The organism is Burkholderia sp. Bp9090 (assembly GCF_003857985.1).
Taxonomy (GTDB): domain Bacteria; phylum Pseudomonadota; class Gammaproteobacteria; order Burkholderiales; family Burkholderiaceae; genus Burkholderia.
Map to the genome: position 1 here is coordinate 224501 of NZ_QTPV01000005.1, position 14057 is coordinate 238557.

12 protein-coding genes are annotated in these 14057 nt (G+C 68.3%); 9 read left to right on the forward strand and 3 right to left on the reverse strand.

Features of this window, described 5'->3' with window-relative positions; translation table 11 throughout:
* The first annotated feature begins 110 nt into the window (after positions 1-110).
* Positions 111-1061 (forward strand): LysR substrate-binding domain-containing protein, encoded by a 951-nt coding sequence (locus tag DIE16_RS07560; RefSeq protein WP_124485998.1) that lies wholly within the window; start codon positions 111-113, stop codon positions 1059-1061.
* A 118-nt stretch (positions 1062-1179) separates the two neighbouring features.
* On the opposite strand, the gene DIE16_RS07565 is transcribed toward DIE16_RS07560, so the two are convergent.
* Positions 1180-1656 carry an OsmC family protein gene (locus DIE16_RS07565; protein WP_124520151.1) on the reverse strand — a complete coding sequence of 159 codons (477 nt, stop codon included), beginning with the start codon at positions 1654-1656 and terminating at the stop codon, positions 1180-1182.
* Positions 1657-1750: 94 nt separating this feature from the next.
* Between DIE16_RS07565 and DIE16_RS07570 the strand changes: the two genes are divergently transcribed.
* Positions 1751-2407, forward strand: coding sequence for a GntR family transcriptional regulator (locus DIE16_RS07570; protein WP_124485996.1), 657 nt, complete (start codon positions 1751-1753; stop codon positions 2405-2407).
* A gap of 149 nt (positions 2408-2556) precedes the next feature.
* Here the strand turns inward: DIE16_RS07570 and DIE16_RS07575 are convergent, their stop codons facing one another.
* The gene (locus DIE16_RS07575; RefSeq protein WP_124485995.1) at positions 2557-3615 is read right to left on the reverse strand and encodes a LacI family DNA-binding transcriptional regulator; all 1059 of its coding nucleotides are present in this window, start codon (positions 3613-3615) and stop codon (positions 2557-2559) included.
* A gap of 190 nt (positions 3616-3805) precedes the next feature.
* Here DIE16_RS07575 and DIE16_RS07580 point away from each other — a divergent pair, with 190 nt between their 5' ends.
* The 5 genes from DIE16_RS07580 (at position 3806) to DIE16_RS07600 (ending at position 10195) form a co-directional block, all read left to right on the forward strand.
* A complete protein-coding gene (locus DIE16_RS07580) occupies positions 3806-4954 on the forward strand; it encodes an ABC transporter ATP-binding protein (RefSeq protein ID WP_124520153.1) in 1149 nt (382 codons plus the stop codon).
* A 9-nt stretch (positions 4955-4963) separates the two neighbouring features.
* Complete coding sequence (locus tag DIE16_RS07585; RefSeq protein WP_124520155.1) at positions 4964-6958, forward strand: beta-galactosidase; 1995 nt, start codon at positions 4964-4966, stop codon at positions 6956-6958.
* Between the two features lie 76 nt (positions 6959-7034).
* Positions 7035-8294, forward strand: a complete 1260-nt coding sequence (locus DIE16_RS07590; protein ID WP_124520157.1) for an ABC transporter substrate-binding protein — start codon at positions 7035-7037, stop codon at positions 8292-8294.
* 54 nt (positions 8295-8348) lie between these two features.
* A complete protein-coding gene (locus tag DIE16_RS07595; RefSeq protein WP_409333437.1) occupies positions 8349-9317 on the forward strand; it encodes a carbohydrate ABC transporter permease in 969 nt (322 codons plus the stop codon).
* A 26-nt stretch (positions 9318-9343) separates the two neighbouring features.
* Complete coding sequence (locus DIE16_RS07600) at positions 9344-10195, forward strand: carbohydrate ABC transporter permease (protein ID WP_039318652.1); 852 nt, start codon at positions 9344-9346, stop codon at positions 10193-10195.
* A gap of 263 nt (positions 10196-10458) precedes the next feature.
* On the opposite strand, the gene glcC is transcribed toward DIE16_RS07600, so the two are convergent.
* Entirely contained in the window at positions 10459-11229 is a 771-nt protein-coding gene (gene glcC / locus DIE16_RS07605; protein ID WP_044848878.1) for a transcriptional regulator GlcC, read from the reverse strand.
* 231 nt (positions 11230-11460) lie between these two features.
* Here glcC and glcD point away from each other — a divergent pair, with 231 nt between their 5' ends.
* Together glcD and glcE are read left to right on the forward strand one after the other, a co-directional pair.
* Positions 11461-12960, forward strand: coding sequence for a glycolate oxidase subunit GlcD (glcD, locus tag DIE16_RS07610; protein WP_124485990.1), 1500 nt, complete (start codon positions 11461-11463; stop codon positions 12958-12960).
* Positions 12960-14042 carry a glycolate oxidase subunit GlcE gene (glcE, locus tag DIE16_RS07615; protein ID WP_124485989.1) on the forward strand — a complete coding sequence of 361 codons (1083 nt, stop codon included), beginning with the start codon at positions 12960-12962 and terminating at the stop codon, positions 14040-14042. The genes glcD and glcE overlap by 1 nt, the downstream gene beginning before the upstream one ends.
* Positions 14043-14057 lie beyond the last annotated feature (15 nt).

Sequence of the window (14057 nt, forward strand, 5' to 3'; positions counted from 1 at the left end):
AGTCCTGTGGTGACGGGATACCGGCGCAGTCTAGGCAGAATTTTGATAACTGGCTAATGACGTTTTAGGCGATTAAGATATCGATTCCGATATCGATATAAACCCGTACGATGCCCGAAGCCAGCCCGTGGGGAAACCGCAGCCGCCTGAAGACGCGCCAGCTCCTGCTGGTCGTCGCGCTCGCCGACGAAGGCAGCATCCACCGCGCGGCGGCCGCGCTGAGCATGACGCAGCCGGCCGCGTCGAAGCTGCTGCGCGAGCTCGAGGAATCGATCGGCGCGGTGTTGTTCGAGCGGCTGCCGCGCGGGATGCGGCCGACGCTGTACGGCGACGCGCTGATCCGCCACGCGCGCGCGGCGCTCGGCAGCCTCGACCAGGCGCGCGAGGAGCTGGCCGCGCTGAAGGCCGGCCATCTCGGGCACGTGGCGGTGGGCGCGATCACGTCGCCGGGGCTGCGGCTCGTGCCGCCGGCCGTCGCGGCCGTCAAGGGAACGCATGCGAACGTGCGCGTGTCGGTGACGATCGACACGAGCAACGCGCTGCTCGAACACCTCGCGCAGGACAAGCTCGACATCGTGCTCGGCCGGCTGTCCGCCGAACACGACAAGCTGCACCTGCGCTACGAGCCGCTGACCGGCGAGCCGGTCGCCGCGGTCGTGCGGCCGGGCCATCCGCTGCTCGCGCAGGCGCCGCTGTCGCTCGCCGACGTGCAGCGCGCCGCGTGGGTCATGCCGCCGGCCGGCAGCGTGCTGCGTCATCGTTTCGAACTCGTGTTCCAGCGCGCGAGCCTGGCGCCGCCCGCGAACGTGGTCGAGACGGCGGCGCTGCTGTTCATCACGCAGCTGATCGAGCAGAGCGACATGATCGCGGTGCTCGCGGAGGACGTCGCGCTGTACTACGCGCGCCACGGGATCGTCACGGTGCTGCCGCTGGAGATGGATTGCCGGATGGACGATTTCGGGATCATCACACGCACGGACCGGCTGCCTTCGCCGGCTGTCGAGGTGATGGCCGATGCGATTCGGGCGGCGGCGCGGGAGGTGTACGGGGTCGTGTTGTAACGCGACGCGGCCCGGTTTCGTCGAGCCTGCTCGCCTGTCGAAAGACACGCGTGCGCTCGCGTCCCGCGTTTCGGTTACGCCCGGTACGCAGCGAACCCCGCCCGTTTCACGGCATGCATCACGCTTCCGCGACCTCGATCACCGGCTCGCACCGGATCGGGAAGTTCACGGAGTTCGCCACATAGCACTTCGCATGCGCGTCATGATGCAGCCGCTCGGCGAGCGCACGATCGTCGCCCGCCTGGATCGTCACGCGCGGATGCAGCACGATTTCGGTGAAGCGCCCCGGCCCGGGGCTGTCGAGCATCGTCCCTTCCGCGTCATCCACATACGCCAGCACGCGGATGCCCGCATCGGAACACAGATGCAGATACCAGAGCTTGTGACACGCCGAGGCCGACGCGAGCAGCAAGTCTTCCGGATTCCAGCGCGCCGCGTCGCCGCGGAACGCCGCGTCCGACGAGCCCGGAATGTCCGGCTTCGAACCCGCGCGGATCACGTAATCGCGGCCGTATTCGCGATACCCCGAAGTGCCGGTTCCCCGGTTGCCGGTCCACTCCACTGCCACGCGGTACTTGTGTTCGCCATGCGCCATCTCGCTCTCCTTCGATATCGGAACGTGAGGCCGTCATTGTGGCACCGGAATGTCATTTGGTATACCATTATTCCAAAATGAGGAGCACGGGAACATGGAAGCCAGACTCGATTCGACGGCGGACGCGGTGGCTGCATCGTTGCGGGAGATGATCATCAACGGCGAGTTGCAGGCAGGCGAGCGGCTCGTCGAGCGCGACCTCGCCGAACGCTTCGGCATCAGCCGGATTCCGATGCGCGAGGCGATCCAGCGCCTCGAACGCGAAGGATTGCTGGATATCTTCAGGAATCGCGGCGCGGTCGTGCGGATGCTGAGCGCATCCGACGTGCAGGAGATCTACGACATGCGCGCGCTGCTCGAAGGCGACGCGATCTACCGCAGCGTGAAGCGGCTCGATGACGAAACACTCGCGCGCGCCGAACTCGTGCACAGGCTGCTCGGCGAATCGAACGTGCCGCGCCGGCAAGGCGAGCTGAACCGCGAATTCCATGCGCTGCTGTATTCATGCTGCGGCAACGAGCGGCAGTTGAAAGCGATCGCGGAGCTGCGCAGCCAGGTCGAGCGCTACGAGCGACTGCAGGCGACGTTGCTCGCGGATACGCCGTCATTCCAGGTCGAGCATGAGGAAATCCTGCAAGCGTGCCGCGAACGCAATGCACGTGGCGCCCGCGCGATGACGGTCGCGCACCTCGATTCGGCCCGACGCATCGTGATGCGGCTCGTCGAGGACGATCTGCGCCTTGGGGCGTGATCGAGCCACTCGTGTGATTCCATCTACCGGCCCGCGGCCGGCCTCTACTCAGGCTTAGCCCGTCGGCTTCGGCTTCGGCTTCGGCTTCGGCTTCGGCTTCGGCTTCGGCTTCGGCTTCGGCTTCGGCTTCGGCTTCGGCAAGCATGACACTACGCGACGCGCCCCGCGTGGCCGCCTTCTCCCGCTAAGCCATCGCGCACCGCCCCCGTCGTCCCTCGCACCACCAGCCGCGGCACCGACGCCGTCCGCACGCGCGATGCATCGTCGACCTGACCGCCCGCCTCGCGCAACGCGTTGAGCAGTTCGACCGCGAGCCCCGCGGCCTCGGCGGTCGGAATCGCGACGGTCGTCAACGTAGGACGCGTATCGCTCGCCAGATGAATATCGGTGATGCCGACGATCGACAGATCGTCGGGCACACGCCGGCCGCGATCGGCGGCCGCATGCAGCGCGCCGATCGCGGGCAGGTCGTTGGTCGCGACCAGCGCGGTCAGCCCGGGATGAGCGTCGAGCAGCCGCCCGGCCGCACGCACGCCGCCTTCGATCGAATCGGGCTCGGCCGCGACGATCGACGCGTCGAGCCCCGCTTCGCGCATCACATCGACGAAGCCGTCGTAGCGCGCCGCCTGCACACCGCTCGCCGAGCCGCCGACGATCACACCAATGGACTTGTGCCCGAGCTCGACCAGATGCCGCGTCGCAATCCGCCCCGCCTCGCGAAAATCCACCGCGACGCACGGCAAGCCTTCGGGCGGCGCATCGGGCCGCTCCCACAGACACAGCACGACCGGCACGCCGCGCCGCGCGACGTCGACCAGATCCGGCAGGTGCAGGTTCGCGTTGGTCACGAGAATCCCCTCGGAAATCGTGCCGGCGATCTGGTCGAGATACGCGCGCCCCTGCAACGGATCTTCGTTCGTATTGCAGACGATCAGGAATTGCCCGTTGCGCCGCACCGCGCGCTCGACCGCGAGCGCGAACTCCGGATAGAACGGGTTCGCGATGCTCGACACCATCAGCGCGACCGTCGGCGCGCGCCCTTCAGCCAGCGCCCGCGCGGCCAGATGCGGCCGGTAGCCGAGCGCCTGCACCGCTTCGAGCACCCGCGCGCGGGTGGCTTCGCCGACCCGGCCGCGGTTGCGCAGCACGTTCGAGACCGTCGCGGCCGTCACGCCGGCGCGACGGGCCACTTCATCCAGTGTCGCCATGATTTGCCCACTATATGAGACGTCGATCCAGTATTTGCTTCGCTCACCGAAGCGGCGCACTATCGCCGCACACCCTGCCGCCCGACCGACGGGCGCGACTCGGCCGCGATCGCGATCGGCTCTTTTTTTGATCGCGATGCTTAAGCGCTTAAGCATCGACGAAAGCGCATTAGAACATGGAGCGGAGACAATGGCGAGCATCTCGATGCGACGCGTGCAGAAAGCCTATGGCGAGCACGCGCCGGTCATTCGCGACGTCGATCTGGAGATCGGCGCGCACGAGTTCTGCGTGTTCCTCGGCCCGTCCGGCTGCGGCAAGTCGACCCTGCTGCGGATGATCGCGGGCCTCGAGGACCTGAGCGACGGCGAGCTGTCGATCGACGGCCGCCGCGTCGACGACGTGCCGGCCGCCGAGCGCGGCGTCGCGATGGTGTTCCAGAGCTACGCGCTGTTTCCGCACATGACGGTCTACGAGAACATGGCGTTCGGGCTGAAGCTCGCGCGCGTGCCGAAGGCCGAGATCGACCGGAAGGTGCGCGACGCCGCGCGGATCCTGCAGCTCGACACGCTGCTCGAGCGCAAGCCGAAGGCGCTGTCCGGCGGCCAGCGGCAGCGCGTCGCGATCGGCCGCGCGATCGTGCGCGAGCCCGGCGTGTTCCTGTTCGACGAGCCGCTGTCGAACCTCGACGCGGCGCTGCGCGGCCAGACCCGCATCGAGATCGCGAAACTGCACCGGCAGTTCGAGCGCGCGAGCGTCGTCTACGTGACGCACGACCAGACCGAAGCGATGACGCTCGCCGACAAGATCGTGCTGCTGCACGCCGGCGCGGACACCGCGCGACACGGCAGCATCGCGCAGGTCGGCGCGCCGCTCGACCTCTATCACCATCCGGCGAGCCGCTTCGTCGCCGGCTTCATCGGCTCGCCGCGGATGAACTTCCTGCCAGCCGTCGTCACCGCCTGCGACGCGCGGCGCACGATCGTCACCGTCGTGTTGTCCGGCGAAACCTTCACGCTGCCGCGCGACGGTTCCGCGCTCGCGGTCGGCGCGGCCGTCACGCTCGGTATCCGCCCCGAACACCTGACGCTCGACGCCGCGCACGACGCGACGACGCTCGCGCGCGACGTCGCGCTCGTCGAACGCCTCGGCGAGCAGACCTACGTGCACCTCGACCAGCCCGGCGGCACGCCGCTGATCGCGAAGGTGCCCGGCGACGCCCCGCTGCGCCGCGGCGAACGCGTGCACGCGCATGCGCCGGCCGCCGCCTGCCACCTCTTCACCGAAGACGGCCGCGCGGTGCCCGCGTGCGCCGACCTTCCCGTCCACCACTACGCATAAGGATCGGGCATGCGCCTCGGAGTCTGTTACTACCCGGAACACTGGCCGGAATCGATGTGGGCCGACGACGCCCGCCGGATGAAGGCACTCGGCATCGCGCAGGTGCGGATCGCCGAATTCGCGTGGAGCCGCATCGAGCCGTCGCCGGGCGAATACGACTGGGGCTGGCTCGACCGCGCGATCGACGTGCTCGGCACGACCGGCCTCGAGATCGTGATGTGCACGCCGACCGCGACACCGCCGAAATGGCTCGTCGACCGTCACCCCGACATCCTCGCGATCGGCGCGGACGGCCGGCCGCGCAAGTTCGGCTCGCGCCGCCACTACGACTTCTCGTCGCCGACCTATCTGGAAGCGTCGCGCCGCATCTGCACCGCGGTCGCCGAGCGCTACGGCCGCCACCCGGCCGTGCGCTACTGGCAGACCGACAACGAACTCGGCTGCCATCAGACGGTCGTCAGCTACTCGCCCGCCGCGCTCGTGCGTTTTCGTGCATGGCTGCAGGCGCGCTACGGCACGATCGACGCGCTGAACCGTGCGTGGGGCACCGTGTTCTGGAGCATGGAGTACCGGCATTTCGACGAAGTCGATGCGCCGGTCGGCACCGTGACCGAAGCGCATCCGTCGCACCGCCTCGACTACCGGCGCTTCGCGTCGGATGAAGTCGCACGCTATCACCGGATGCAGGTCGACGTGATCCGCGCGCATTCGCCGGGCCGCCCCGTCGCGCACAACTTCATGCAGCTCTTCACCGAGTTCGATCATTACGAAGTGGCGCGCGACCTCGACGTCGCGACCTGGGACAGCTATCCGCTCGGCGCGCTCGAGGAGCAATGGTTCGCGCCCGACGTGAAGGCGCGCTGGCTGCGCACCGGCCATCCGGATTTCGCGTCGTTCAATCACGACCTCTATCGCGGCATGTCGAAGCTGCCGTTCTGGGTGATGGAGCAGCAGCCGGGCCCCGTGAACTGGGCACAGTGGAACCCCGCGCCGCTGCCGGGCATGGTGCGGCTGTGGAGCTGGGAAGCGTTCGCGCACGGCGCCGGCTGCGTGTCGTACTTCCGCTGGCGGCAGGCGCCGTTCGCGCAGGAGCAGATGCATGCGGGCCTGCACACGCCCGACGACCGGCTCGACGAAGGCGGCCGCGAAGCGCAGCGCGTCGCGCAGGAGATCGCCGCCGTGCTCGACGCAGGTGCCGATGCCGACGCGAACGGCGCGGTGCGTGCACCCGTCGCGCTGGTGTTCGACTACGAAGCGAAGTGGCTGTTCGAAGTGCAGCCGCAAGGCGCCGATTTCCACTACCCGCGCTTCGCGTTCGAGTACTACTCGGCGCTGCGTTCGCTCGGCCTCGACGTCGACATCGTGTCCGCGCACGCGCCGCTCGACGGCTACCGGCTCGTCGTCGTGCCGCCGCTGCCGGTCGTGCCGGACGACTTCGCGGCACGGCTCGCCGCCTCCGGCGCGCATGCGGTGTTCGGTCCGCGCACCGGCTCGAAGACCGCCGACCTGCGGATTCCGCCGACGCTGCCGCCCGGCCCGCTCGCGTCGATCCTGCCGGTGCGCGTGTGGCGCGTCGAATCGCTGCGACCGAACGTGACCGAGCGGATCGACGGCACGCTGCGCGACGGCGCGCCGCTCACCGGCGACGCGCGTCACTGGCGCGACCTCGTCGAACTGCGCGACGACGACGCGCGCAGCGTCGTGCGCGCGCGTTTCGCCGACGGTCATCCGGCCTGCGTGTCGCACGGCACGCTGCACTACTGGGCCGCGCTGTTCGACGACGCGACCACCGCGCGCCTGTTCGCCGACGTCGCGGCCGAAGCCGGCCTGACACCGTCGCCGCTCGGCGACGGCGTGCGCGTGAGCCGGCGCGGCGGCCTGACCTACGTATTCAACTACGGCAGCACGCCGCACACGATCGATGCAGTGCCGCCGTCCGCGTTCGTGGTCGGCGCCGCGCAGGTCGAGCCGCAAGGCGTCGCCGTGTATCGAAGCGGTTCGTAGCAGCCGTTCGTAGCAACCGCCCCCGGCGCCGCGACGCGCCGGTCACGCACAACGACAGACAGGAATGGAGACACCCATGACACATCGCCCCCTTCGCGTCGCCGCCCGGCTTGCGACCGCCGCCGCCATCGCGTTCGCTTCGTTCGGCGCCGCGGCGCCGGCCGACGCGGGCACGCTGACGATCAACATCGCGTTCAAGGGCGCCAGCCAGCGCGCGGTCTGGCAGTCGACGATCGAAGCGTTCCACAAGGCCCATCCCGACATCGACGTGAAGCCCACCTTCGTCGACGAGGAAGCGTACAAGGTGCAGCTCCCCGCATGGCTCACGACCGTCGCGCCCGACGTCGTGAACTGGCACGCGGGCGAGCGCATGGCGTACTACGCGAAGCGCGGGCTGTTCGAGGACCTGAGCGGCGACTGGAAGAAGAACGGCTGGGATGCGATGTACGCGTCGACGCGCAGCGCATCGTCCTATAACGGCAAGCAGTATGCGGCGCCGACCGTCTATTACTCGTGGGGGCTGTTCTACCGCAAGGACCTGTTCGGCAAGGTCGGCATCGCCGACGAGCCGAAGACCTGGGACCAGTTTCTCGATGCATGCAGGAAACTGAAGGCGGCCGGCATCACGCCGATCGCGATCGGCGGCCGCGACGCGTGGACGCTCGCCGGCTGGTTCGACTATCTCGACCTGCGCCTGAACGGCAACGCGTTCCACCAGCAGCTGATGGCTGGCGACGTGCCGTATACCGATCCACGCGTGAAGAAGGTCTACACGACGTGGAAATCGCTGATCGACTCGGGCTACTTCATCGACAACGCGCTGTCCTACGATCTCGACGGCGCGCAGCCGTTCCTGTTCCAGGGCAAGGCCGCGATGATGCTGATGGGCACCTTCATCGCCGCGGGCTTTCCGCCGAACGTGAAGCAGGAAATGGGCTATTACCGTTTCCCGATCATCGACCCGAAGGTGCCGACCGCCGAGGACGGCCCGGTCGAATCGCTGCACATCCCGACCAAGGCGAAGAACAAGGCCGACGCGCATACCTTCCTCGCGTTCGTCGAAACGCCCGAGATGGGCGCGAAGCTCGCCGAAGGGCTCGGTTCGCTGTCGGCCAACGGCAAGTCGCCGGAGCCGGCCGATCCGATCTCGCGCATCGGCTTCCGGATCCTCGCCGACACCCGCGGCGGCGTCGCGCAGTTCTACGACCGCGACATGACGAAGGAAATGGCCGACGAAGGGATGAAGGGGATGCAGCAGTTCGTCGCGAATCCCGCGCAGCTCGACACCGTGCTCGCGCAACTCGAACAGACCCGCAAGCGGATCTACAAGAAGTAGCCGCGTGACCCCTGCGGCGGCCGAGTGCCGCCGCGTCCGCCCAGGAGGCTTGCCGTGTCCAGTCCGATCACGTCCAGACCCGTTGCAACGCCGGCTACCCCGGCCGCACCGCCCGCCGCCGCGCCGCCGGCCCGCAGCTCGCCTGCCGCGCTGCGCGCGCGCCGCCCGTCGCCGGCCGTGCGGCGACAACGGCGCGCCGCGTGGCTCTTTCTCGCGCCCGCGTGCGCAATGGTTGCCGTCTATGTGATCTGGCCGATCCTGTCGACGCTGTGGCTGAGCCTCTGCAACTGGGACGGGATGACCGAGCGCACGTTCGTCGGCCTCGCGAACTACGCCGAGCTGCTGCAAGCGCCGACGTTCTACACCGCGCTGCGCAACAACGTGATCTGGCTCGCGCTGTTCATGCTCGCGCCACCGCTCGGCCTCGCGCTCGCGCTGTACCTGAACCAGGCGGTCGCCGGCATCCGGCTCGTGAAGTCGCTGTTCTTCGCGCCGTTCGTGCTGTCGGGCGTGGTCGTCGGCCTGATCTTCTCGTGGTTCTACGATCCGACCTTCGGGCTGCTCGCGCTGATCGCCGGGCACGGGATTCCGGTGCTCGGCGATGCACGCTATGCGACCTTCGGCATCGTGTTCGCCGCGCTGTGGCCGCAGACCGCGTACTGCATGATCCTGTACCTCACCGGCCTCACGTCGGTGAACCCGGAGCAGATCGAAGCGGCACGGATGGAAGGCGCGCGCGGCTTCGCGCTGCTGTGGCACGTCGTGCTGCCGCAATTGCGGCCGACCACGTTCATGGCGATCGTCGTCACGGTGATCGGCGCGCTGCGCAGCTTCGACCTGATTTCGGTGATGACGGGCGGCGGCCCGTTCGAGAGCTCGACCGTGCTCGCGTATTACATGTACGACCAGGCGATCAAGTATTACCGGCTCGGCTATTCCGCGTCGATCGCGGTCGTGCTGTTCGCGATCATGCTCGTCTACATCGTGTTCCAGTTGCGCCGCATGCTGCGCAACGAGCAGTGATTTGACCTTCCGGGGAACCATTCATCATGTTTCCAACGCCCGTTGCCCACTGGAAGCCGGTATCGCGCCGGCTGTACAAGCTGTCGCTGCCCGTCGCGCTCGTGATCTGGCTGCTGCCGATGATCGCGGTGTTCGTCACGTCGGTGCGCTCGACCGAGGAACTGGTCGAAGGACACTACTGGGGCTGGCCGCGGCACTTCTCGATGATCGAGAACTATCGCGACGCGCTGACCACGTCGCCGATGCTGCATTACTTCTGGAACAGCGTGCAGATCACGGTGCCGTCGGTGCTCGGGTCGATTGCGCTCGCGGCGATGGCCGGGTTCGCGCTGGCGACTTACCGGTTTCGCGGGAATGCCGCGCTGTTCGGGACCTTCGTCGCGGGGAATTTCGTGCCGGTGCAGGTGCTGATGATTCCGGTTCGCGACTTGTCGCTGAGGCTCGGGGTGTTCAATACGGTCGAGGCGCTGATTCTCTTTCACGTCGCGTTTCAGACGGGGTTCTGTACGCTGTTTCTGCGCAATTTCATCAAGCAGCTGCCGTTCGAGCTGATCGAGGCGGCGCGGATCGAAGGCGCGGGCGAGTGGACGGTGTTCTGGCGGATCGTGTTGCCGTTGATCCGGCCGGCGCTGGCCGCGCTCGCGATTCTCGTGTTTACGTTCGTGTGGAACGATTACTTCTGGGCGCTGTGTCTCACGCAAGGTGACGAGGCCGCGCCGATTACCGCGGGTGTGGCGGCGCTGAAGGGGCAATGGACGACGTCCTGGAACCTTGTTTCGGCCGGGTCGATTCTCGCGGCGCTGCCGTCGGTCGCGATGTTCTTCGCGATGCAGAAGCATTTCGTCGCGGGGCTCACGTTTGGGGCGACGAAAGGGTGAGCCGACGCCGAGCGCTGATCGCGGCTGTCTGCTCGCGGATTCGCATCTCCCCCTCTTCATCGAGAGGATTGCCCGCTTCGGCGGGCTTTTTTGCGCGTTTCGGGTACGAACTACACCCCAATTTCGCCCGATTCAACCGCCTGAGCGCATGTCGCGCAGCGGCTAAACAGGTCGTGTCGGGCCACGCATCGAATAGGCCGCATCGCCAGCTCGACATGCTTGACACACGCCCTGACGTCATCGGCCACGCTGGTTCACGTGACTCAAGTCCACCCTTCGAGCCGCAACGTCGAGCGCACGAGCCGCTGCTCCTCCTCTTCGATCTCGCGCAGATACTCGACGCACTGCCGGATATGCTCGCTCGCCGCCTTGCGCGCCTGGTCGGGCAGCCGCCCCGTCACCGCGTTATAGAGCCGCGCGTGCTGGCGGTCGATCTGCTTCTTCAGCGGCTCGCGATGATAGAGGTTGTTCACCGACGCGAACACGGAGCTGAGCAGCAGATCGGTCAGCGACTGCAGCGTGTTGACCAGCACCGGATTGTGCGACGCCTCGCAGATCGCGAGATGGAACGCATGGTCGAGCTTCGCGCGCGCGGCCGGATCGAGATCCTGCGCATCGGCCGCCGTCATCTCCTCGTAGCGGCGCTTGATCAGGATGAAGTCGGCGGGTGTGCCGCGCAGCGCGGCGAGCCGCGCGGCTTCGGTCTCGAGCATGCCGCGCACCTCGAACAGGTCGTACAGCGTGCGCGGCTGCGAGCCGAGCAGATGCATCATCGGCGAGACTTCGCGCTGCGGGGTCAGGCTCGCGACGAACGAGCCCTTGCCGTGCGTCGTGTCGATGATCCCGCGCGCGCGCAGCAGCTTCATCCCTTCGCGCACGGCCGTGCGCGACACGCCGAGCTTCTCGGTCAGCCGACGTTCGGACGGCAGCGCCTGCCCGGCCTTCAACACGCCGTCGACGATCAGCTGCTCGATCCGCTCGGCGACGACATCGGCGACATTGCGCGCCGGCGCTTGTCGATTCTGCATTTCCATACTGGTATGACCACTTTGGACCGATGTCGCCGATTTTCGCACAAACCCTTGTGCGGATTGCGTTTCCTGTCACATCGAGTCACTTCTCAAAAACACTCTAGGAAAAACTGGTATGACCACGCGGGCGGCATCTGGACACGCCCCCGCCGCCCGCCAAGAATGCCGTCCATCGGCGTGCCGCGCGTCCTGCGGCCGCCTGCACGATGAAGATGGTGGAGACGGAGACACACGATGAGTTTCACCTACGACGAACGGATCGACGGCCCGTTGGCGACCGTCGACCGCGACACGCTCGTCGCCGCGCTCGACGCGGCGGCGCCCGGCCTCGACGTGCTGCACGAGCGCGAGGCGCTGAAGCCGTTCGAATGCGACGGCCTCGCCGCGTACCGCACGGTGCCGCTCGCGGTCGTGCTGCCCGACACGGTCGAGCAGGTGCGCGCGGTGCTGCGCGTCGCGGCCGCGCACGGCGTGCCGGTCGTCGCGCGCGGCGCGGGCACCGGGCTGTCGGGCGGCGCGATGCCGCTCGAAAAAGGCATCCTGCTCGTGATGTCGAAGTTCAACCGGATCCTGGAAATCGACGCCGACGCCGGCATCGCGCGCGTGCAGCCGGGCGTGCGCAACCTCGCGATCTCGCAGGCCGCGGCACCCTACGGCCTCTACTACGCGCCCGATCCGTCGTCGCAGATCGCCTGCTCGATCGGCGGCAACGTCGCCGAAAACGCGGGCGGCGTGCACTGCCTGAAATACGGGCTGACGGTGCACAACATCCTGAAGGCCGAGACCCTGACGATCGACGGCGACACGCTGACGCTCGGCGCCGACGCGCTCGACGCCCCCGGCTTCGACCTGCTCGCGCTGTTCACCGGCTCCGAGGGGATGCTCGGCATCGTCACCGAGGTGACGGTGAAGCTGCTGCCGAAACCGTCGAGCGTGAAGGTGCTGATGGCGAGCTTCGACGACGTGGCCGAAGCCGGCGCGGCGGTCGCGCGGATCATCGGCGCGGGCGTGATTCCCGGCGGGCTCGAGATGATGGACAACCTCGCGATCCGCGCGGCCGAGGACTTCATCCACGCCGGCTACCCGGTCGACGCGCAGGCGATCCTGCTGTGCGAACTCGACGGCGCCGCGACCGATGTCGACGAAGACGCCGAACGCGTGGCCGCGCTGCTGCGCGACGCCGGCGCGTCGGAGATCCGCGTCGCGCGCGACGAAGCGGAGCGGCAACGCTTCTGGGCCGGCCGCAAGAACGCGTTCCCGGCGGTCGGCCGCATGTCGCCCGACTACTACTGCATGGACGGCACGATCCCGCGCCGCGAGCTGCCGCGCGTGCTCGAAGGGATCGCCGCGCTGTCCGCGCAATACGCGCTGCCGGTCGCGAACGTGTTCCATGCGGGCGACGGCAACATGCATCCGCTGATCCTGTTCGACGCGAACCGTCCCGGCGAGCTCGACCGCGCGGAAGCGCTCGGCGGCAAGATCCTCGAACTGTGCGTCGCGGCAGGCGGCAGCATCACCGGCGAACACGGTGTCGGGCGCGAGAAGATCAACCAGATGTGCGTGCAGTTCAACGCCGACGAAATCACGTTCTTCCACGCGGTGAAGGCCGCGTTCGATCCGCAGCGCCTGCTCAACCCCGGCAAGAACATCCCGACGCTGCACCGCTGCGCCGAGTTCGGCGCGATGCACGTCCATCACGGCAAGCTGCCGTTTCCCGAACTGGAGCGCTTCTGATGCGACGCGAACGCGAACCCGAATCGATCGACGACAGCGCGGCGCTCGTCGCGCAGGTCGACGCCGCGATCCACGCGCGCCAGCCGCTGCACATCCGCGGCGCGGGCACGAAGGCGTTCGTCGGCCGCGCGGTCGAAGGCCGCGCGCTCGACGTGCGCACGCACCGCGGCATCGTCGCGTACGACCCGACCGAACTTGTCATCACCGCACGCGCGGGCACGCCGCTCGCCGAACTGGAAGCGATGCTCGACGCGGCCGGCCAGATGCTGCCGTGCGAGCCGCCCACGTTCGGCGGCACGGCAACGGTCGGCGGCATGTTCGCGGCGGCGCTGTCGGGGCCGCGCCGCCCGTGGGCCGGCGCGGTGCGCGACTTCGTGCTCGGCTGTCGCGTGATCACCGGCCACGCGAAGCACCTGCGCTTCGGCGGCGAGGTGATGAAGAACGTCGCGGGCTACGACGTGTCGCGGCTCCTCGCGGGCAGTTTCGGCTGTCTCGGCGTCGTGACGGAAGTGTCGCTGAAGGTGCTGCCGAAGCCGCGCGCGACCGGCGATCTCGCCTTACAGCTCGCTGCCGCCGAAGCCGTGCAACGCGTCGCGGCATGGCGTCGCGCGGGGCTGCCGCTCGCGGGTGCGTGCCACGCGGACGGCGTGCTGCGCGTGCGGCTCGAAGGCGGCGAGGGCTCGGTGAAGGCCGCGCGCGACACGATCGGCGGCGAGCGGATGGACGATCGCGACGACGGGTTCTGGGCGCGGCTGCGCGACCTGTCGCTGCCGTTCTTCGACGATCCGCGCCCGCTGTGGCGCGTATCGGTGCCGGCGGCCGCGCCGCTCGATGCGCTGCCCGGCGCGCTGCTCGTCGACTGGGGCGGCGCGCAGCGCTGGCTGAAAAGCGACGCCGCGCCGGCCGACGTGCAGCACTTCGCAGCGCAGTGGGGCGGCCACGCGAGCTGCTTCACGCCCGGCACGACGCCCGAGCCGTTCCAGCCGCTGCCGCCCGCGCTGCTGCGCGTGCATCGGCAGCTGAAGGCGCAGCTCGATCCGCATGCGATCTTCAATCCCGGCCGCCTGTACGCGAACGTCTGACGCCAACCCGACTTC